We start from the raw sequence: 21,549 nt of genomic DNA on the forward strand, positions 1-21,549 counted from the left end.
TTAATTACACCCCCTCCACGCAAGGTATTTTTAGTGAAGGTGTGGCGAAATTGCAACAAAAGCCAAGTAAATAGTGAGAGAAATTATGGGCAAGCCCTTCGACCCAACTGACGATCCACATCGCCGTTACAACCCATTACTAGGCGAATGGGTTCTAGTGTCGCCACATCGCGCTAAGCGCCCTTGGCAGGGACAATCTGAAGAGCCTTCAAACGAGCAAAAGCCCTCATACGATCCCACTTGCTATTTATGCCCAGGAAATACGCGGGTAAACGGTGAAGTGAACCCAAACTACACGGGCACATTTGTTTTTGAAAATGATTTTGCCGCATTGAAAAAAGACACAGAACAAGCCAGTGAAAAAAGTGGGTTGTTCCAATTTGAAACCGAGCAAGGTTGCAGCCGTGTTATCTGCTTCTCTCCCGATCACAGCAAAACGTTGCCAGAACTTACCGACGATGAACGTGCCGATGTGGTGAATTGTTGGAAAGCACAAACCGAAGAACTGGGCAAAGCATTTACCTGGGTTCAAGTGTTTGAAAATAAGGGCTCTGCAATGGGATGTTCAAACCCGCATCCTCACGGTCAAGTATGGGCGCAGCAGCATTTACCTTCAGACCCGGCTAAAAAGCTGATTCAACTAGGTCAATACTATGCAGAAAACCAACGCCCTATGTTGCTCGATTACGCCGAACAAGAAGTGGAAAAGCAAGAGCGGGTGGTTTGTCAAAACGATGACTGGGTTGTCGTTGTACCGTACTGGGCTGCTTGGCCTTTTGAAACCCTATTGCTTCCCCGTTTCAATGTGCAATCTCTACACAACATAACCGATGCGCAATCTTACTCGTTGGCGCAAATTATTGGTGATATCACCAGCCGCTACGACAACTTATTTGAAACGTCATTTCCTTATTCAATGGGCTGGCATAGTGCGCCATTCGATAACCAAACGCACCCAGAATGGACTGTACACGCCCATTTCTTCCCGCCACTTTTACGCTCAGCAAGTGTACGTAAATTTATGGTTGGCTACGAAATGATGGCTGAAGCTCAGCGTGATCTTACGCCAGAGCAAGCTGCAGACCGATTAAAAGCACTGCCTGTAGTGCATTATAAGAAACGCGAGAATACCCATGGATAACCAGTTACTGTCATCAGAATTTATACGTTGTTTCGGTACTGAGCCTACGCTCATCGCCCACGCCCCGGGGCGAGTGAACCTAATCGGTGAGCATACCGACTACAACGAAGGATTTGTGTTTCCAGCTGCCATTAACTTTGGTACTTGGGTAGCTGCGTCCAAACGTGATGACAACGATATCGTTGTGACAGCGCTTGATTATGAAAATCAGCAAAACCAGTTTTCACTTGCTGACATTCAGTATGACGATAATCAAGGCTGGGCGAACTATGTACGTGGCGTGATTAAAGTCCTTAAAGATGCCTTACCTGATTTCGCTGGTGCCAATCTTGTCGTTACTGGCAACGTGCCACAAGGCGCAGGCTTAAGTTCATCTGCGTCTTTTGAAATTGCCATTTTGAAAGCGCTTAGCGCACTATATGAATTACCGCTAGACGGTGTTCAAGCGGCCTTACTTGGTCAGAAAGCTGAAAACACCTTTGTGGGCTGTTCGTGCGGCATTATGGATCAATTGGTATCGGCAATGGGGCACGAAGGAAGTGCAATGTTGCTTGATTGCCAATCACTGGCGATTGAACATTCTCCGCTTCCGTCGTCACATCAAATCGTCATTATTAACTCAAATGTAAAACGCGGTTTGGTAGACAGCGAATACAATTTGCGTCGTGAACAGTGTGAGCAAGGCGCGTCGTTATTAAGCGTTCCTTCGTTACGTGAAGCGACTATTGAAATGCTGGAAACCGCTAAGCCTCATATGCCTGAAGTGGTTTATCGCCGAGCTCGTCATATTATTACTGAAAATGCTCGTACATTAAGTGCAAGTGAAGCGTTGAAGGTAGGTGATATCACTACGGTGAGTGAGGCGATGGCAGAGTCGCATGTTTCTATGCGCGACGACTTTGAAATTACTGTACCGCCCATTGACTACCTTGTTGAAATTATTGGTGAAGTATTAGGTGAAACCGGTGGCGTTCGCATGACTGGCGGTGGTTTTGGCGGCTGCGTTGTGGCGTTAGTTCAAACCGATTCTGTCGATGCGGTTAAGCAAGTGGTTGCTGATAAGTACTTTGATGAGACTGGCTACACAGCCGATATATATGTATGCACTGCCACTCAAGGTGCATTTGCTTAAACATTATATGTAATACACAAGATTCCCGTTAACAATTGATTGTGCCCCTTGCGTTGTTTTGAATTTCAAAACAACGCTTTTTTTTGCCTTAAATTTACAATTCTTGTTCATCTAAGTTAATGAAATGTGATATTAATGATGCGCTTTTTGGCAAAGTCATAAAGAAAGTCATGGTGTGGACTTTAACTTTTACAAAAATAATAAAACCAATAGCCTTCATCGACCCTGCATCGAGAAAATTCGCACCGCAAAACTAAAATAATCGTTGGGAAAAACTATGAAATTAGCATCGTTAGATATCACAGTGTTTGTGATCTATGTGGTGGCGCTTATCGGCATCGCATGGTGGGTATCAAGGGAAAAGCAGGGGCACGAAAAAGATACGAACGACTACTTCTTAGCAGGCTCTAGCTTGCCGTGGTGGGCAATAGGGGCCTCGCTAATTGCAGCAAATATATCGGCAGAGCAGATCATTGGTATGTCAGGCTCTGGCTATCAGCTAGGTTTAGCTATTGCCTCTTATGAGTGGATGGCAGCCATCACACTTATTATTGTAGGAAAATACTTTTTACCTATTTTCTTAAAGCACAAAATATATACCATGCCGCAGTTCTTAGAGCAGCGTTACGACCATCGAGTGCGTAAAGTCATGGCAGTATTTTGGTTAGGGGTTTACGTATTTGTAAACTTAACCGCAGTCTTGTGGTTGGGCGCTTTAGCCATTAACACCATTGCTGGTGTGGACATGGTTTACGGCATGATATTCCTAGGTGCTTTCTCGCTAGCTTATTCGTTATACGGCGGGCTAAAAGCTGTGGCACTTACCGATATTATACAAGTGGTGCTATTAATATTCGGCGGCCTGTTTTTGTCTTACACCGCGCTTAATTTAATCAGTGGCGGTAATGGCCCCATTCAAGGTTTTATCGACCTTAGCAACCAGCTACCTGAAAAATTCGATATGATTTTATCGAAAGATAATCCGCATTATATGGACTTGCCGGGCATTTCCGTACTCATTGGTGGTATGTGGATAATGAACCTGTCGTACTGGGGCTTTAACCAATACATTATTCAGCGCACATTGGCGGCGAAAAGCCTACAAGAAGCCCAAAAAGGGATTGCGTTTGCTGCATTCCTTAAACTGTTAATGCCATTGATTGTGGTGTTACCAGGCATTGCGGCAGTGCTATTAGTGCCAGAACTTTCAAAGCCTGACCAAGCCTATCCCTCACTTATGAGCATGATGCCAGTAGGGTTGAAAGGGGTTATTTTTGCCGCGTTAGTAGCAGCTATTGTGTCGTCGTTAGCCTCGATGACCAACAGTGTATCGACCATTTTCACTATGGATTTATACAAAGACAAACGCCCAAATGAAAGCCAACATCACTATGTGAAAGTAGGGCGTATAGTGAGCTTTGTATCACTTATTATTGCCATGGTTACGGCAAAACCGCTACTGGGGAATTTCGACCAAGCCTTTCAATATATCCAAGAGTTTACTGGCTTCTTTACGCCAGGTATTTGCGCCTTGTTTGTATTGGGCATGTTCTGGAAGAAGACCACTGCAACCGGTGGACTGTGTGCGGCACTAGGTTCGTTTGTACTTAGTATTGTATTCCGTCAATTCTGGCCTGAACTGCCATTTATTGACCGTGTTGGAATTGTGTTCTTACTTTGTGTTTCTGTGGCTATTATCGTGTCGCTTGCAGAGAAAAAAGGTGTACATGAAAATGCGGTAGATTTAGACGAGGTCGAATTCGCTACAACGAAAGGGTTCAATATTGCCGCTTTCGCCGTGGTGTGTTTGCTTATCGCCTTCTATGGGGCTTGGTGGTAAAAATAATTGGTGGAAAAGAGTAATGGTATAGGCGCTTATTCTAGTAAGCGCCTAAGAAAACCATGCGAAAGTTCAGCCGACAAGCGATGAAAATTTTGATAGCGTTCAAATTTGAAAGCGCGCGGGAGAGAAAAAACTTAATTTCTCCCGTTCAAAATAAGATATACTAACCGGCTAATATCGATGAAACTTTCGCACTTGTTGTTGTCACAAAGTGATAGAGCAGCAAGGCACTAAATACGTTACAGGAGACACCAATGGCAACGAAAGGCGTTAACAAGGTCATACTTGTGGGAAATCTAGGTAATGATCCTGAAGTACGATACATGCCTAACGGTAACGCCGTTGCGAACCTAAGCTTGGCTACCAGCGAAAGCTGGAAAGATCCGCAAGGCCAAATGCAGGAACGCACTGAGTGGCACCGCCTTACTATGTACCGTCGCTTAGCAGAAATTGCCGGAGAATATCTGAAAAAGGGTTCTCAAATTTACGTTGAAGGTAAATTGCAAACGCGTAAGTGGCAAGATCAGTCAGGCCAAGACCGTTACACTACAGAAATCATTGTAGACCAAATGCAAATGCTTGGTGGTCGCGGTGGTGAAGGTGGCGGTGGTAATGCGGGTGGCGGTTATCAACGCCCTCAGAATAACCAGCAAGGTGGATACCAGCAACAAGGTGGTCAAAGCCAAGGTGGTTATCAGCAGCAAGGCGGCCAAAATCAAGGTGGTCAAAACCAAGGCGGTTACCAACAACAAGCGCCTAATCAAGGCGGTGGTCAGTCACAGCCTAAGCAGCCTCCAATGGCAGAGCCAGACTTTGATTTTGATGATGATATTCCGTTTTAAATTCTGATAAAGCTTTTTTGTAAATCAAAAATAGATACTAAGCCCTTATTTTAAGGGCTTTTTTTTGTTCTAAATTAATCGATTAGTAGCTAATTAGCTCGTTGTGAAGCGCGATATTTATCAGACAAATTTAAAGGGGCACTGATATAAGAAATCTCTTATCGACAATTAACGCAAGATACGGCAGCATAACTTAAAAAATAAACAGTTGAACGCACGCGTTTGGTTGGAATTTGTATCAACAAGGAAGAATGGGATGGCAGTATATATCCGAGTGTTCGTTATCTTTTTGAGTTTCTTTTCGATAACTAACGCAAGTGCAGAAACGACGAGTATAGGTCCCGATGCCGAGACTTTATTAGCACTCAAAACAGAGGCTACAGAATATGCAGACAGCGGGGCGGTAATACTCAGTCGCAGAACCGAAATTACGGTCGACGAGCAACGTTTAGAGTCCACCAAATATTACCGTGCTATCTATATTGCAAGCGAAGAGGCGGTATCCGACTATTCAAAATTAGTTAACTCGTTCAATGCTTATTATCACACTAGCAGTATCGATTTTGCTCGGGTAATTGCTGCCGACGGTCAAATTTTCAATATGCAAGATGATGCTATCTCTGAAGTGTCAGCTAATAATGACGATTACCTTGATGATATGAAGCGTATTGAGTTCGCTGTACCTCAGTTAAAAGTCGGTAATATTATCGAGTACCAAATTGACGAGAAGCAGACGAAAGCGATTATAGATGGTGAATGGTTCACCGGCATTCGCTTTAATCACGTAAAATTTTTACCGCAAAAAAACTGGGTGAGAATCGATCCTATTCTGTCCTCGTTAACCACACTCACTATTCCAAACACCGTTGATTTATATATCGAAAATCGAAACACAGATTTGTCTCCGCTTGTGACAAAAAGTGGAAGCACAACGCAGTACGAGTGGAAAATGGATAAGCTAGAAGGCATAGAAATTGAGTCTGGCATGCCGCCTATCGATGAAACCTTACCTCTCGTTTACGTCTCTACGATGAACAATTGGAAAACAGTAGATGATTGGTACTGGGACTTATTCAAGCCAAGCTTGATGCCAGCAGATAATGTTACCGCGTTAGCGAATGAACTGTTTAGTGAGCAGGACACCCAGACCGATAAAGTAAAAGCGGTGTTTGATTACATGCAAAAAAATGTTCGTTATATAGGTGCGCATGTTAACCGTGGGGGCTATCAGCCTCATACTGCGCAAGAAGTGCTACAGAACGCCTATGGTGACTGTAAAGACCAAACAACTCTTATTGTGGCGCTACTCAACGAAGCCGGTATAAAAGCGTCACCAGCACTCGTAAATACCTACAATGGAAGTGTTGTATTTGACGATTTACCAGCACTTAACTTTAACCATATGATCACTTACGTTACCACGGATGAAGGTAGTTATTGGCTAGATACCAGTGGCCAAACGGGCACTTTCCCAGGGTTAAGTGCCATGCTTGGGGGCAAACGTACATTTGTGGTAACGGGCAGCGCGGGTGAGCTAGTAGAAGTTCCCCATGTTCAACCTGAAGAGAATGTGGCAAAAGTGGGGGTTGATTATTCGCTGAATGATTCTGCATTAGGCGCATCAGTAAAGATGAGTTTTGACGGTCAGGTAGAAACGAACCTTCGTAATTATTATCAATTTTCGCCAGAAAAGCGCGCTGTAGTAGAGCAACTTCTGTCGCCATTTGTTCACGATAATCGAGTAACGTCGTTTACCGCAACGGATCCCGCAGACTCGGCTACACCTTTTGAAATAGAGGGAAAGTTTGTAGATTTACTCTCTATTACTGAAGATATTTCTCGTTTTCATTACAGCATGAACTATGCGCAAATTTTAAAAGTCTTTACCGGTTTTTCCATTATGGAACCTGTATCTGAGCGCGACCAAGACCTTTATATACAAATACCCATTACGGTAGAACTTTCTATTACCTATCCAGCTCCATGGCCGGATGCTGAGCTAGTGCAAAATGGCCCTGCCAGCAATTATCAAAACCAATTTTTTGAAATAACACATACTGCGCAGCCTAGTGATAACGAAGTAATAAGTACCTCAAAATTCGTACTGTATGCGCAAACCATACCGGTTGAAGAATACGCAGCCTTTTTTAATGCTATTGATGCCTTTCAAAAAGGCAGCGAGAGTATGTTCGTATACGACAAGGTCATGGCAACATCACCGCAAAGCCACGCAACGTTATCTATAGAAGAGCAAATAGCGCACTCGCGCGCCCTGCTTGATAGTGGACACTTTGACGAGGCGTTAGAATACGTAAGCGAACTTGCTAATAGCAATAAAGACAATGGAGAAGTGCAGTATTTATTGGGTATTGTGCATGGTTTCAATGGTAAAGACGCTCTGTCTGAAGCGGCGTTTGAGCGTGCTGAGTCTCTTGGCTACCAGTATTAGTACATAAAGGATTATTAGATGATGTTTTACCGAATTGTACTACTTGCTAGTGTGATATTACTGAGCGGCTGCGAATCTACTTCAACCCAGAATGCAAATGCCTCGCCTGAACTCGTCGGTTTAGAGCAGCAAGTTGAGCGTTACCCAAATGATTCTCAGGCATTGCGTAATTTGATTGAGTACCAGTTAAAAGCGTTTGACCGAGAGCCAGATTATGACTTATTGAATAAGCTGCAAAGTAATTTGCAACAAGGCATAAAACAAGCGCCTAACGATCGCTATTTTGCTTTTCACTATTATCGATTGAATTTGCAATTGGCATTTGTAGAGCAAGAGTACGACGAACAAAAGTGGCAAGCGTTTTATACACAGCACCCGTTTTTAAGTACATTAGACATTGCGCCGCCGGTGTATGTCTCATACTTACTCGAGCAACCCCAAGATGAAAAAATGTTAGCGGCGTTAAAGCAAACGGTTCGTGACAATCCATTTTTTATGAATGGGGCTTTAGAGTTAGCTTATTATTATTATGATCAGGAACAGCTCGAATTAGCCATTTACATTGTTGAGGCGGCGCGAAAGCGAGATGATAGTAATCCTGATGCAAAGTCGGACTGGGTGCTTTATCAAACGGAATACGCACTTAATAATATGTGTGATACGGGCACTTATAAACCATTAGACGATATCATTACCGAAAGCCGTCTTTTGACGCAGTCTTTTCCTAATGATCCATTTCATTTTAATTTACTCGCGGAATTATTCCGTATCAGCAATAAAACCACGTTGGCCGTCTATACCGCACAAAAAGCGGCTAAATTAGATCCTAGCTATCAGAGTTATTTAAATGAAATGTATTTATGGGATACCAAAATCGATAAAGTCATCGACTATGAGATAACTGATGTTGATAGCAAAGCAGAGATTTTACTTACCCAAATTTACGCAAATATTGCGGCGGGGAATTGGGATAAAGTAGGTAATCTTGCTAGTCGTTATAGTCAAGCTGATGAGGCTCGAATCTATGGGGTACTTTATGGTGCGTATGGCTATAGAATGCAGGGTAATAGCCAAGAAAGTCGTGAGTTATTAAACTTTGCCTCTGAGCAACTTGAATTGGACGATTGGCAAAAAGGGATGCTTAACTTTGCCAAAGGCAGTATTGATGAAACGCAATTGATGGCACTGGCGAGTGATCGCTGCGAACAGTCTGAAGCTTTATTCATTGCAGCCTTAAATCACATAGAAAACGACAACGCTGAACTTGCAGACACCTACTGGCAGCGTATTTACGAACTTGATATACGAACGTTTTTTGAATTTGCAGTAGCAAAAAATAAAATCAAAGCAGCAAGTAAATAATAGTACTCGACTTGAACCAAAGTAAGGGGGCACCCGCAAGGTATCCCCAATATCATTAAAGAAACGGTTAAGAACCATTTAGGTGATTGTTTAAACCGTAGAGATATATTTTTCAATTAATCTATCAAACGAGCTTTTTTGCAGGGGCTTAATAATGTAACCCTTTGCCCCTTTTTGCATCGCTTTAGTCACTGTAGCTTTATGCTTATCCCCTGATAGCATGATAATAGGAGTATCGGCGTTTAGGCTTTGCTGAGAGCCCGCTTGGCCTACAATGTAGATGCCGTTAGTGTCTGGTAAATTCACATCCATCAGCACAAGGTCGTACTTTTTGGTGGATAAAGAAGCGAAGGCTTGCCTGCCTGTAGAAACGGCATCGCAATGCATCTTATATTTATCAATCAACCGCTTGGTTAGCTGAAGGCTAATAATGTCATCCTCAACCACGAGGATAGATGGCACATCGTTCTTTTTTTCCAGTATTTTTTCGGGGTCGATATCTTGGTTATATAGTCTGTTAAAGGCGTAGCCTTTGTCTTTTTCTGCGGTGCTTGTGCTTGCTTCAGTACTCGCATCTGTTGTTGCTTCTTCAGCACCAGTATTTGACGTTAATTCTGCCGTTTTTAAATCGAGGGTTTTTTCTAATAAGCTAATCGCCCTCGCTTGAAGTTTTATTAACTCTGGGCGAATTTGGTCTGCCTTCATTTTAGATAAGGTTTCTTGTAACTTGGCAATATCAAGATCTACGGATTGCTCCATTTCTACCCGTGTTACTGCTCGTTCTAATGCGTTTTCAATTTCTACAATAGAGCTTTCGAACTCCGACTGTAATTGGTTTTTGTAGTCTAGACCTTGTTTTAACGCATGTTTTATTTTGTCATCAAAATGGTCGATTTTGCTGAAATAGGTTTGTTGAGCAAGCATTTCTCTGTCTTGAACATGCACTCCTAGTTCGCTAAATAAATGTTCGCAAATTAATATAATGCGATGTAATTCATACACAGGTCTGGCGACCATGTAGTCGTCTATAATTCCTGCCGCATGCGCTTCATAGGCTTCTTTCTCATACTGACGAGGAATTAAACTAACAATTTTATGGTTACATAAGCGATATGTCTTCAACGCCTCAAGGGTTCGGTAATAGGTAAAAAGGCTTTTCTCCAATGAGTCGCCTGTAAGCAGAATGACTTTGGGTTTAGCATCAGTAAGAAGCTTGCATAAATCTTTCAGCGAATGGCAAGTTGCGTAATCGTCAAAGTGCGCTTTTACCATCTCGATAATGATTTCATCACTTTGAGGATCTGTAATATAGAGAACTATTTGAGCTTCACTTGAGTGAGTCATGATTTTCCAAATATTTCCTTAAATGGGCTAGAAGCTCTTCAATACCCTCTTTCATTGCTTCCCAATCTGCCACTCTGGGCGCGTCTATTGAATCGCTGTTAGCTGCATTTTCAACAATTTCGCATTTCTGGCTTAAACGATAGGCACCAACTGTCCTCGTACTACTTTTCAATTTATGGGCAAATTTTGCCAAGCCTTTCCAATCCTTCGCTTTGGCTAAACGGCACATTTTGGGGAAATCGCGTGTTAGATTACTTTGATACGAGTATAAATAGTCATACTCCTCAACGGCGCTTATATCCCCTGTCATTTCGATGAGGGCTGAAATATCGAAAACGCTTGTGGGATCAATACTGCTACTCACTTCACTACTGTCATAGAAAAAGTCATCATCAAATATACATTCATGTAAACCAGCTTCGTCTGTAATAGCTGTAGATGTTGCCAACTGTCCCTTTTGTTCTAATTCACTGTCTAGGCGACGTGTTAAGTCTGCTAATGTTTGTAATGTGAGTGGCTTCATTAAAATGCGATCTACCCCAACGTCATTACAAAGCGTTTGGCATTGTTTTGAGTTATCGGCAGTCAGAATTAACATAATCGCGGGTGGTCTTTGCTCACTTTCCTCTATATCTCGCAAAATCCCGATAAGCTCCCCACCTGTAATAACAGGCATTTGATAATCACTAATTACTACGTTAAATGTCTGCTGCTCAAAGAAAATAATGGCCTCTTCTGCTGACATCGCAAAGAAAGCCTTAATATTCAGAGTGTCAAATTGCTTTTTAAGTACATAGATATTATCGATATTATCTTCCACCACTAAGATACGCAGACGGTCGGAAATATTGTCAGGCTGTAAGTGCCTAACGCTAGATGATGCAGGCGGCGAAGTAGATGAAATTAGGTTGATTAGTTCACCCAATTTAAGTGGCACTAGATGGATTTGGTTAATGTTAACAGGGTCATATTGGTTTATATTGTCTACCAGAAGCGCAGTTTGGCCCAATGGCAGATTGGAGATGTTGTCTTGTAAAGACAATTCAGAGTCGAGCAAAGCAAACTCGTGTACCTTGGTAGCATCAAGCAAATAGATATGGTTTGATTGTGCTTGCTCTGGCAAGGTGTTTATTAATTGGGTTTTAAAAAGTAGTCGTTGTTCGTATCGTTTAAGGTCATAAAAAAAAGTGGCGTTGTTGGTTACAAACGTATAATTATCTAAATGTGCTGGTACCGATTCTATTTCCGGCGCTGAACAGGCTTCTAACGGTAATTGCACTACAAACGTTGAGCCTTTCCCTAACTCACTCTCAACGTAGATATGGCCGCCCATCAACTGAACAACTTTTTGACAAATACTCAACCCCAATCCTGTGCCACCGAAGGTTTTATGAATTTCTTCATTCGCTTGGGTGAAACGGTCAAAAATAGTGTGTATTTTAGCGGCCTCAATACCAATACCATTATCGATAACGTGGAAATGAATGTAATTCGTTAATTCATCTTTCAACACTTCCAAACGTAGTGTGGCATTCAACGTTCGATTAAATTTAAGCCCATTGCTTAACAAGTTTGTGAGAACTTGCATGAGGCGCAATTCGTCGACTTTAATCAGGCTCGGAATAATCGGGTCGATAAATAACGTAAGTTCAACATTTTGTTGTTTCGCTTGCCCATATAAGTGACCGATCAATTCCTCACATAGTGTCCTCAAGTTAATTTCTGATGGCGAAAGTTGAACCATGTTGGCATCAAACTTGGTGAAGTCTAATACATCATTGATGAGGTTCAGGAGAGAGTTTGCACTTTTCGATAATCTTCCTAAAAGCTCATTCCCTTTAAGATCTTTTTGATGCTCACATAAATCTAGCAAACCAATAATACCGTTTAATGGTGTGCGAACCTCGTGACTCATTGCCGCCATAAAATTACTTTTTGCATTGCTAAGAACATGCGCTTCGTTAAATGCGCTTTCAAGCTGCTCATTAAGGCCTTTAATCTGAGATTCATTAATGATGAGACCTACCCGCCCGTCTGTGAAGGTTAAATTGTCGCGATATTCATAAAATTGCCCGTCAGGAGAGGTGAACGATAAAGATAGCTCCTGTTTACTGCTAAATTTGCGCCTCAAAAATCGATAGGTTAATGCCTGAAGACGTTTGTCCCGTTGCGCGAAGTAGACGCTGAAATCTTTAAGAATGGTATCTAGTGGCACACCGTTTAAACTTTTATTCGTACTAAAAGGAAATATCTTTTGGAATTGTTCATTAACAAGGTCGATTTTTCCTTCGCTAAAAATTATAGCCGCATCGGGGATCTGATCGATGGCCGTTACAAGGTTATAGTATCTCTTAGCTAGCGCCGAAGGCTTCGACCGAGCAATTTTAACCAGTGTTCTTCCATGCTCCATTGGCATGGCAGTACACAGTTTTTCTTCCCCTTCAATGACACAAAAAGCGAGTTCTTGCTCGCGGTTTAATAAAGGCATTATTGCGTCCATAATAATCGGCAAGTTAGAAGACAGAACCTTGCTGTCCTTTAATTTATTATTTGAAGCAAGAATGTCAAAGTCGTTATTTACCACAAGCACGGGATGGTAAAACAGATTAATCAGGCTCTGAGTCTTTTTAAGGTCTTTATTAATTTCAATATCTTTAATAGTCATGAAAAGGTGGTCTATTATTAAAATAACGCCAATCAGGCGTGATAAAAGCCATGATTAAAAAATTGTTAAATAAGAAATCACCAACTAATTCTGAGCTCAATTTTTAGCGAATTCAGTTTGGCTCATAACAATTTTACTGTAGATGACAATAGCGATAATTGCGAAATTAGTGGTTAGAAAACGTTATGAAGAATGGAAAGTGAACTTACTAATACATAGCTATCGTCAGTGGTTAATGCGTTTTTGACGCGACCTGATTAGAGCGTATTTCTAAGGGCTGGCGTTTCAGCGGTAGCCTATAAGACTTATGGAGTAGCTAACAGTGAAGGATGTGTTAACTGCAAGGCAGCTTGTGTTCAATGAAGACCACGAAGTATTTGCTTGCGAATTTTTGTGCTTGGGCGAAGCAGATTCCGACATACTCTCTCACCCGCAGGTGGGGCTACTACAAGAGGGAATGACCAGCGAGTTATTAGCAAGTGTATGCGAGAGTATTGCGAAAAGCGATAGGCACCTAAATGTGCCTATATTCATCAATATCGATCAGGATTTTCTAAGTGAAACCGACAGCCTTTTACCGGTAAAACCAAACATTATTCTCGAGATGCTCGCCACAGTAGAACCCACAGATTATAATCTCAAACGAATTCGACAATTGAGGCGTAGAGGTTTCAACTTTGCGCTGAGTGAATACGCATTCGACCCTTCTAAATCGATGTTCTTTAAATACATCAAAGTGATTAAAGTTGATGTGTTAAATGTGACTCAAGCACAGCTTAGAAAAAGCATCCCAATATTAAAAAAATCAAAGTGTTTAATATTGGCAGAACATGTGGACAACCAAGCGGTATATGAAAATTGTAAAGCATTAGGGTTCGATCTTTTTCAGGGAGATTTCCTTGAAAACCCGTTTATTATTGATGGTAAGAAAATAAGCGCAAAGCAACATAGTGCTTTAAACCTAGTCTCTGAACTCAGCAGAAGTGATATTGAAGTTGATAGCGTCGCAGATATGATTTCTCTTGATCCTGTCCTGACAACGAAGATTTTACTTTTAATAAACTGTCCTCTTTATCAACTTGTTCGTGATGTTAACAGCGTTAGAGAAGCTGTGGTGATATTGGGGCTGAATGTCGTCAAGCAATGGGCAATCATCATGTCTTTGATGTCTGTCTCAACGAGCCCTACCGAATTATTTCGAACATTATTAACAAGAGCGAAAACCCTTGAACGTATTGCGCTGCATAAACAGAATGAGCAAGATGCGATTAACCCATCAGAATGCTTTTTAGTGGGCTTACTTTCAGGCGCAGATGCAATTTTTGAAGTTGGAATAGAAACACTTGTTAGTAACCTGAAGCTGGAAGCGCGTTTAAAACAAGCTTTATTAACCCGTGATAATGCTCTTGGTTTACTGCTCACTAATGTGATGGGCATAGAGCGCTTCGATAGCCAAACTTTCGAGGGCTTATCGAATGAGGAGATCTGCCTTTATGGCCGTTGTCATCAAGATGCAGCGCTATGGGCAGACAATGTCATGAACAACTTATGAGTAGACTTGAGAGCCCCTGCTGATAGCAAAGAAACGGCGTGTAAGTAAGCGACTGAAGCGTGTATAGTACCTATAATGGCTTACCTTTTAGCATCAGGAGCTTTTATGTTCACCGGATTGTGTGCCTTTCCCCTCACGCCATTTCGCCACGAAAAAATAGACTTTCACGCGTTTGAAAAGCTCATTAGCAACCTAAAGCAAGCAAATGTCGATTCAATATGCGCCATGGGATCTACCGGCCTTTATCCCTATTTAAAGAGGGATGAGCTAGCACAGGTGACGGAATCTTCAGTTGCTACCGCAAACGGTACACCTGTGATGGTAGGCATTGGTTCACTGCGTACTTATGATGTGCTTAAAAATGCGGAGGTGGCACAAAAAGCGGGGGCGAAAGCGTTGTTACTGGCCCCTGTTTCGTATCATCCGTTGCATGAAGCTGAAGTACTTGCGCTGTACCAAAGGGTCACCTGTGAAATCTCAGTTCCCCTGTGCATTTACGAAAACCCAGGAGTGACCCAGTTTAGTTTCAGCGACACGCTATATACCCAAGTTACCCAGCTACCAAACGTAGGCGCGATTAAAATTCCCGGAATGCCTTTTGCTGATGCTGATGGCAATGCGACTGGGGAAGCACGACTTTCTAGCTTGCGAAATTTAGTGCCAGAGCATGTAGCCATTGGTGTGAGTGGTGATAAATTTGGCGCGTTGGGTATGCAAGCGGGATGCGATTTATGGTTATCTGTGCTGGGAGGGCTATTTCCTAATACGGTGAAAACCATGATTGCATCAACTCAATCATCATCGTTGCAAGCAGTGATAGCACAATCTGAACGCTTAACGCCGTTATGGGATTTGTTCGCTCGCAATAAAGGCGGTATGCGCGTGATGGCCACCGCTGCGGCAATACTGGGTTACACAGAAGCAAATTGTTTACCTCATCCATTACAGCCCCTTCAGGCCGAAGATAAACAAAAACTCGAAGCGATTTTAACGCAATTATCACTGGATTAAGTTGCACGTGACTCAGTGCTAATCTGTTGCCAACGCTAACACAAAGGCCAGCGCCAAAGAGTAGCCCACCGTTGAATAAAGAACGTTTTTCACCATTACTCAAATATGTTGTGGCCGCCATTATCGCGCGCACGGCAACTGGTGGCGCTATTGTGGCCATCGTATTGCTTGCTAGAAACCTTGAACTTGATGGAAAGGCAGCGGGAATTTTAGCGGCATGCTTAACGCTGCCTCATTTGTTAGGGCCAGTATACGGGCGTTGGTTAGATGGGGTTTCGCAGCCTAAATATCTCATTAGTGCAGCGGCGTTGAGTTATACCTGCTTTTTTCTATTGGCTATATTCAGTTTTGAAATGCATTTTGCTTGGCTGTTGGCGTTTTCGTTGCTGATAAGTGGTGTTTGCAGTTCGTTTATTATGGGGGGCTTGGGTACTCAATTGCCGAGTTTAGTTAGCGCAAGCAATACGTCTCTTAGAAAAGCGCAAAGCTGGGACACCATTACCTATGGGGTAGGGCACACATTGGGCCCATTTATTGTTGCTTCTTTATCGGCGCTGTTCTCAACAAAGGTTGCTGTTAGTGTGCTGGTGTTCACGCCTCTGTTAGCTGGCATACTCATTTTAACTTTCCCTAAAAAGCATGTACTGCCAAAAGCTGGCGCCTCACTAGACATAGGGTTTAAAAGCGTGTTTTATGCGTTTAAAAACTCGAGCGCACTGTTACGTACGATGGTGATGACATCGGGAGCAGCATTTAGTATTGCAGCCTTACCCGTGTTAGCCGTTTATCTTAGCGAATATTGGCACCACGCAGAGCATCATGGCGCTTATCTGGTCACGGCATACGGGGTAGGAAATTTAAGTGGTGCGCTAATTCTCATTGTTAGGCCACTATCGAAAGAGCCACTTACGTTGTTAAAACGAGCAGGAAGCTTTTTGATGTTGGCGTTACTGGCGACAACCCTAAGCCCTTCTTTTGTTCTTGGGGCAGCGGGCTACTGGTTATGTGGTGTAGCCAATGCCATATTCTTTACTTCCAGCCTAGCGGCACGAACGGAGTTTGCCCCTGTACATAGCGCGGCGCAGACGTATATGTGGGTTGCCGCTGCTAAGGTAGGCGCAGGTGCAATAGGCGCCCTAGTCGCTGGAACCTTACTGGTACATGGGGTAACAGTCCCGCTGGTAACATCTTGCGCAACCCTCGCACTCATTCTTATCATGTGTTTTGCTATATTCAGCGTGCAAAAATAGCCTTTAGGTTATACGTTTACCTTCATCGTTATCAAAATAGCAAATTAAATTAACTAGTCTTATTTATTACAATTCATTTAATAAATGAGCCACTCCTTGTATGTTGGGAGCACGGAGGTAATATACGGTATGCATAATAATTAACAAAAAATTAGTAATTCATGAAAACGTTATCCCTAATTTGTGCCACAGTAGTACTGACCGCGACACCGGTATATTCAGCGCAGACGCTTTATCAAGACTATCCTAGTGATATTACGCCTGAACTAAGTGAAAAAGGTACCTATAACGTGGGCGTTAAAACCTTAACCGTTAACTATCCTAAGCCCGTCGTTACTCTACAAGGGCAGGTTGTTGACCGAGCGTTGAAACTAGAAGTTTGGTACCCCACCACTGATAGCGGCGCGGCCACAACGTATGAAAATCAAACCCGTAGTGGTAACGAGTTTAGCATTCAAGCTGATGCTATTCGCGATGCCAGTGTGGCAGAAACGCAAGGCAGTTACCCTGTTGTTGTGTTGTCGCACGGCTATACGGGTTATCGCACAATAATGTATTACCTTGGTGAGCACCTAGCGTCTCATGGATATATTGTGGCAGGGATAGATCATACCGACTCTACCAACGAAGATGTAGATTTCGCCAATGCCCCTTATGCTGGCTTCCCTAGTACCTTATTGAACCGTTCGAGAGATCAAGTGTTAACGTTGAATGCGGTGAGTGAACATGCGCTATTTAGCGGTGTAGCCGACACCCAAAACGCTGGGCTCATTGGCTATTCTATGGGGGGGTTTGGGGCGGTTAATACTGTTGGCGGCTGTTATAACTTTGGAGCAGAAGCTACTGCTAGCTTTACTGGGGTAGCAGATCCGGCGGTGATCAGTGCGCTACAAAATGTACTTAATACTTGTGCCGGTGGCAATGCTGACGCTGAAAGCGTAGATACGCGTTGGAAAGCGGCGATGGCGTTAGCGCCTTGGGGCGGTCAACATAAAGTGTTTTCAGAAGACGCACTAAACAATGTTCGCGTTCCCATGCTATACGTTTCTGGCGATCATGATGATATTTCTGGTTACCAAGGTATTAAGTGGCTATTTGAAAATACAGGAAACGAAAACAGTAAACTACTGACGTTCCAAAATGCCAGACACAATATTGCTCCCCATCCGGCCCCTAAAGAAGCATTTGGAAACGAATTCGATATTGGTCATTATTTAGAGCCAGCGTGGCGTTCAGAAACCATGAATGACATAAACGAACACTTTGCATTGGCTATGATGGAATGCCATGTGAAAGGAAAAGCTGATTTTTGTGCCTATTTAAATGTTGAGGGCGATAGTGGGCAAGTTGCTGTAGAAGGAAAAGTGCCAGAAGTCTGGAAGGGCTTCGACAATCGTTATGCGTTAGGTTTAATTATGGAAAGTAAACCTAAGAAATAGGCGTCACCTTTACTATCTCCAATGATGAAAAAATACCGTAAAGGCCTAACCGTGTTAGGCCTTTTTTTGTTTCGCGTTGTGTCATACCCATAGGCAAACGGTTCATTCTGGCAAGACATGCTTTGTTACTTATTCAGTTCGAGAAGTCGTATTAAGCATGCTAATTTACTACTTCACGCTTATTCATTTAAGGCAAAGGAATGTTCCTCCAGCGAAATCAAAACAAATTAACTGTTCTCCATTGTTTGTGTCTGCCTGCTATTACTGCGTTTAAGGGTGCAAATATAGTCGCTTTACTGTGTTTATCATTCTTTGTGTCGTTTGCGAACGCCAGCGCATTACCTTCTGACGACGCATTAGACGCTATGTTTCAAGCGCAGGATTATGAAAGTATAGTGAACGCACTTGAGCCCATACCATCAAAGACCCCGAAGCAATATAACGTGTTAATTTCGGCGTTAATGAATACAGATTTAGATGATGCTGAGGATATGGCGGCTCAATTTGTTGACGACCATAAAGACAATTACCGCGCTTACCATATGCAGGCTAACGTGATGGGGGCACAAGCAATGGATAGTGTTTTTTCCGCCCTAGGTTATGCCAAAAAAGCCAAAGCGAGCCTACAAAAAGCGATAGAAGTGGCGCCAGATGAAATTGAGGTTTATCAGGCGTTAATGCAATTTTACATAATAGCGCCGTCTATCGCTGGTGGCGATATAGATGAAGCTAAAAAGCTTGCTGATAAAATTACGCAAATGGATGCACTAGAAGGCAAATTTGCGACAGCAACAATTTATGCCGCAGATGATAAAGCTGCTGAAGCAAAAGCAATGTTAATTGAGCTTAGCGAAAAGCCTGAATTCGAAGTTCGGGCACGTTTTGAGCTTGGTCGATTGCATATAGATGGTGAACAATACGATGACGCGATAGCAGCGCTAACCCCTCTATTAAACACTAACGTAGTTAAAGCTCACAAAGCAGATGAACAAGCATGGAACACGTATTCTGAAAGTAAGTTTACCCAACTATATGGCACTTATCGTATAGGTTGGGTGGCAGTAGAAACCAGCCAATATACTAAGTCGGGAATTGATGCGCTTAACTACTACTTGGCTGAATTAGAGGCGACAGATATTGATACTCATCAGTTGCCAAGTAAGAATTGGGCTAACTTACGTTTAGCCGAGCTGTTCCTAAATGCTGATGATGTTTCAATGGCATCTAGCACCCTTGAGAAAGTGACAAAAGACGGTGATAAACGTTTGGCAAAAATAATGAAAAGCCTCAAAAAACAAATAAAAAAGCGAACCTAGTGGTTCGCTTTTTTTAAGCTTTATGTAGCGTGTTTTTTATTACACTACACTGCTTTAACGGTATAGATAAGCGAAGTTTGCGGGAATAAAACCGGCATTTGCATACCGTATTTCATTAACGCTTCACCGCTAAATACTTGCCCGTCTGTTTTTTGCAAAATAGACGGTGAGTATTCTTTCAATGTACCCGGCCAAACCCGCTCAAGGGTATAGGACTTATCGGCATCAAGCCCGGCAAAATAGAAACGAGATGGTGTAGTACGCCCGGTTTCTTTCACGCTATTGTAGGCAAAAATTCCCTCGGCTTTGTCTTTTGATACATAACCAAACTTCACGTTAAGGCCATCATCATCCATGCGGTATAAATCGCCACCGTGGGTAATGTGGCGGTATTTTTTATACAGTGAAATGGCGGATTTCAGGGTGTCTTGCTCGTGCTCAGTAAGCTCACGGGGGTCCATCTCAATACCCATGTGGCCAAACATCGATACTGCAGAGCGGATCTCAATCGGTAAATTACGGCCAGTAATATGGCAATCGCGAGGGCCTACGTGTGCGCCCATCACTTCAGAAGGGAAGAAGTAAGAGAAGCCGCGCTGTATGTACAAGCGGTCTAACGCGTCGTTAGAGTCTGACGTCCAAAAACGGTCGGTGTGAGGTAATATACCTAAGTCCACACGGCCCCCGCCTGAACAACAGCTTTCAATTTCAATACCCGGATGTGCCGCTTTAACGCGATCGATTAACGTATACAAAGCCGCCATTTGGCCATGCATAGCTGGTTTGCCTTGTAGGTTGCCAGGATGATTTACATCGCGGTTCATGTCCCACTTAATGTAACTAATTTTAGGGTAAGTGCTCAGTACGTCGGTAATCACCTTGTACAGGTACTCAACCACTTCAGGGTTGGTTAAATCAAGTACGTACTGATTGCGAAAGGGTACATGGGGGTTATTCTTGGTGTGCAACGCCCATTCAGGATGTGCGCGGTACAAATCGCTATCTGGGTTAACCATTTCAGGTTCAAACCATATGCCGAATTCCATGCCTTTATCGGTAACGTGGTCGATAAGCCCATCTAGCCCTTCTGGGTAGATAGCTTCATCTACTGTCCAGTCGCCTAAGCCAGCTTTGTCATTTCTTCGGCCCTTAAACCAGCCGTCATCTAGTACAAAGCGCTCTATCCCTAAGGGGGCTACTTTGTCAGCAAGGGCTTTAAGCGTGGCTTCATCATGGTCGAAATAAATGCCTTCCCATGTGTTGTAGTGCACTGGGCGGGGCTTGTGCTGTGCACTGGTGATATCAGCGCTGTGGGTTAACACATTGCTTCGAATAAAATTATGAAACTGCTGGGAAAGGGATGAAAAACCAGCGTCGCCAAACCCGGCATAAAGCACGGGTGACGTATAACTTTCACCTGCATCAAGCGTTACTTCACCAGGAAATAATAGCTCGCCAAATTGAACGTAGCTTCTGCCATCAGCCATCATTTCCGCACGGAATTTATGGTTAGCTGAAGCACCTAAATGGAAGCCGAAACACTCACCAACTAGCTCACCGGTTCCATTAGCAAACGCGATTAAGCCTGGGAAAGTATCATGAGAAGTTTTGCCGCGGCGGTTTTCACGTACATAACTACCGAAGAACAAGTCATGGTCGGCAGTTTGGAATTCATTAGACCATCTTCCTTCAAAGCTTTTAATCTTGCTCATGGTCGTTGGTAAGGCAAGGCTGGCAGCGTTTAAGTAATTTAGCTGTAAAGTGCTTTCACCTTGGTTTTCGATACTTGAGGTAAATGTGGCCACGGTTGTTTCAGCATCTAATACAACCCGTGTAACTAACTGCATTTGTCTGTCGGCATCAACCGCAGTAAACGTTAAGCTGGTATCGGTTTGCTCAATATCCGACAAGGTAAATCCTGCCGACCATTGATCTGCATCCCCTGAAATTTCTAAACCAGGTGAACCGGTAACACCTTCACCATGGGTGGGAACTAATGAGATAGGTGGCTCGATAACCGGCGCACATTTCGCTTCTTGGCGAGTGTTAAGCAGCGCTAACATGTCTGTCGTTGTTGCATTGTTCAACTGCTGGCCATAGTAAATCAGAGTAGGCATGCGCCCTTGGCAGTCGAAAATTAAAGTCGTTTTTGCGTTGTCTAAGCGGACAAAAGCCGTGAGTGATGACATGTTAACCTCTCAGG

14 protein-coding genes are annotated in these 21,549 nt (G+C 43.1%); 11 read left to right on the top strand and 3 right to left on the bottom strand.

Annotation, left to right across the window (positions count from 1 at the left end; translation table 11 throughout):
• The first annotated feature begins 85 nt into the window (after positions 1-85).
• The 6 genes from FLAVO9R_RS00860 to FLAVO9R_RS00885 all read left to right on the top strand — a co-directional run bounded on the left by FLAVO9R_RS00860 (position 86) and on the right by FLAVO9R_RS00885 (position 8,769).
• Positions 86-1,141: a UDP-glucose--hexose-1-phosphate uridylyltransferase gene (locus FLAVO9R_RS00860; RefSeq protein WP_159528018.1), complete on the top strand. Its 1,056-nt coding sequence runs from the start codon at positions 86-88 to the stop codon at positions 1,139-1,141.
• Positions 1,134-2,273, top strand: coding sequence for a galactokinase (gene galK / locus FLAVO9R_RS00865; protein WP_159528019.1), 1,140 nt, complete (start codon positions 1,134-1,136; stop codon positions 2,271-2,273). Before FLAVO9R_RS00860 ends, galK begins: the two co-directional genes overlap by 8 nt.
• A gap of 277 nt (positions 2,274-2,550) precedes the next feature.
• Entirely contained in the window at positions 2,551-4,113 is a 1,563-nt protein-coding gene (locus tag FLAVO9R_RS00870; RefSeq protein ID WP_159528020.1) for a sodium/sugar symporter, read from the top strand.
• A 257-nt stretch (positions 4,114-4,370) separates the two neighbouring features.
• Positions 4,371-4,958 carry a single-stranded DNA-binding protein gene (locus FLAVO9R_RS00875; protein ID WP_159528021.1) on the top strand — a complete coding sequence of 196 codons (588 nt, stop codon included), beginning with the start codon at positions 4,371-4,373 and terminating at the stop codon, positions 4,956-4,958.
• A 256-nt stretch (positions 4,959-5,214) separates the two neighbouring features.
• Positions 5,215-7,407, top strand: coding sequence for a DUF3857 domain-containing protein (locus tag FLAVO9R_RS00880; RefSeq protein ID WP_159528022.1), 2,193 nt, complete (start codon positions 5,215-5,217; stop codon positions 7,405-7,407).
• Between the two features lie 18 nt (positions 7,408-7,425).
• Positions 7,426-8,769: a tetratricopeptide repeat protein gene (locus FLAVO9R_RS00885; RefSeq protein WP_159528023.1), complete on the top strand. Its 1,344-nt coding sequence runs from the start codon at positions 7,426-7,428 to the stop codon at positions 8,767-8,769.
• 90 nt (positions 8,770-8,859) lie between these two features.
• On the opposite strand, the gene FLAVO9R_RS00890 is transcribed toward FLAVO9R_RS00885, so the two are convergent.
• The gene (locus FLAVO9R_RS00890) at positions 8,860-10,113 is read right to left on the bottom strand and encodes a response regulator (RefSeq protein ID WP_159528024.1); all 1,254 of its coding nucleotides are present in this window, start codon (positions 10,111-10,113) and stop codon (positions 8,860-8,862) included.
• Positions 10,097-12,778 (bottom strand): ATP-binding protein, encoded by a 2,682-nt coding sequence (locus FLAVO9R_RS00895; RefSeq protein WP_159528025.1) that lies wholly within the window; start codon positions 12,776-12,778, stop codon positions 10,097-10,099. The genes FLAVO9R_RS00890 and FLAVO9R_RS00895 overlap by 17 nt, the downstream gene beginning before the upstream one ends.
• 322 nt (positions 12,779-13,100) lie before the next feature.
• Between FLAVO9R_RS00895 and FLAVO9R_RS00900 the strand changes: the two genes are divergently transcribed.
• From FLAVO9R_RS00900 to FLAVO9R_RS00920, 5 genes are all read left to right on the top strand, one after another.
• Entirely contained in the window at positions 13,101-14,330 is a 1,230-nt protein-coding gene (locus FLAVO9R_RS00900; protein WP_159528026.1) for an EAL and HDOD domain-containing protein, read from the top strand.
• A 105-nt stretch (positions 14,331-14,435) separates the two neighbouring features.
• Positions 14,436-15,341 (top strand): dihydrodipicolinate synthase family protein, encoded by a 906-nt coding sequence (locus tag FLAVO9R_RS00905; RefSeq protein ID WP_159528027.1) that lies wholly within the window; start codon positions 14,436-14,438, stop codon positions 15,339-15,341.
• A gap of 71 nt (positions 15,342-15,412) precedes the next feature.
• Positions 15,413-16,591, top strand: coding sequence for an MFS transporter (locus tag FLAVO9R_RS00910; protein ID WP_159528028.1), 1,179 nt, complete (start codon positions 15,413-15,415; stop codon positions 16,589-16,591).
• A 161-nt stretch (positions 16,592-16,752) separates the two neighbouring features.
• The gene (locus FLAVO9R_RS00915; protein ID WP_159528029.1) at positions 16,753-18,030 is read left to right on the top strand and encodes an alpha/beta hydrolase family protein; all 1,278 of its coding nucleotides are present in this window, start codon (positions 16,753-16,755) and stop codon (positions 18,028-18,030) included.
• Between the two features lie 200 nt (positions 18,031-18,230).
• Complete coding sequence (locus tag FLAVO9R_RS00920; protein WP_159528030.1) at positions 18,231-19,346, top strand: tetratricopeptide repeat protein; 1,116 nt, start codon at positions 18,231-18,233, stop codon at positions 19,344-19,346.
• 44 nt (positions 19,347-19,390) lie between these two features.
• Here the strand turns inward: FLAVO9R_RS00920 and FLAVO9R_RS00925 are convergent, their stop codons facing one another.
• Complete coding sequence (locus FLAVO9R_RS00925) at positions 19,391-21,535, bottom strand: alpha-galactosidase (RefSeq protein ID WP_159528031.1); 2,145 nt, start codon at positions 21,533-21,535, stop codon at positions 19,391-19,393.
• Positions 21,536-21,549: the final 14 nt, after the last annotated feature.

The sequence above is a fragment of the Alteromonas sp. 38 genome (assembly GCF_902506055.1).
Lineage (GTDB): Bacteria > Pseudomonadota > Gammaproteobacteria > Enterobacterales > Alteromonadaceae > Alteromonas > Alteromonas lipotrueae.

Bases quoted from the DNA above. Each gene is read 5' to 3' on its own strand.
- FLAVO9R_RS00925 (WP_159528031.1), bottom strand. From the start codon at position 21,535: ATGTCATCACTCACGGCTTTTGTCCGCTTAGACAACGCAAAAACGACT.
- FLAVO9R_RS00890 (WP_159528024.1), bottom strand. From the start codon at position 10,113: ATGACTCACTCAAGTGAAGCTCAAATAGTTCTCTATATTACAGATCCT.
- FLAVO9R_RS00885 (WP_159528023.1), top strand. From the start codon at position 7,426: ATGATGTTTTACCGAATTGTACTACTTGCTAGTGTGATATTACTGAGC.
- FLAVO9R_RS00895 (WP_159528025.1), bottom strand. From the start codon at position 12,778: ATGACTATTAAAGATATTGAAATTAATAAAGACCTTAAAAAGACTCAG.
- FLAVO9R_RS00880 (WP_159528022.1), top strand. From the start codon at position 5,215: ATGGCAGTATATATCCGAGTGTTCGTTATCTTTTTGAGTTTCTTTTCG.
- FLAVO9R_RS00920 (WP_159528030.1), top strand. From the start codon at position 18,231: ATGTTCCTCCAGCGAAATCAAAACAAATTAACTGTTCTCCATTGTTTG.
- FLAVO9R_RS00915 (WP_159528029.1), top strand. From the start codon at position 16,753: ATGAAAACGTTATCCCTAATTTGTGCCACAGTAGTACTGACCGCGACA.
- FLAVO9R_RS00860 (WP_159528018.1), top strand. From the start codon at position 86: ATGGGCAAGCCCTTCGACCCAACTGACGATCCACATCGCCGTTACAAC.
- galK (WP_159528019.1), top strand. From the start codon at position 1,134: ATGGATAACCAGTTACTGTCATCAGAATTTATACGTTGTTTCGGTACT.
- FLAVO9R_RS00870 (WP_159528020.1), top strand. From the start codon at position 2,551: ATGAAATTAGCATCGTTAGATATCACAGTGTTTGTGATCTATGTGGTG.
- FLAVO9R_RS00875 (WP_159528021.1), top strand. From the start codon at position 4,371: ATGGCAACGAAAGGCGTTAACAAGGTCATACTTGTGGGAAATCTAGGT.
- FLAVO9R_RS00905 (WP_159528027.1), top strand. From the start codon at position 14,436: ATGTTCACCGGATTGTGTGCCTTTCCCCTCACGCCATTTCGCCACGAA.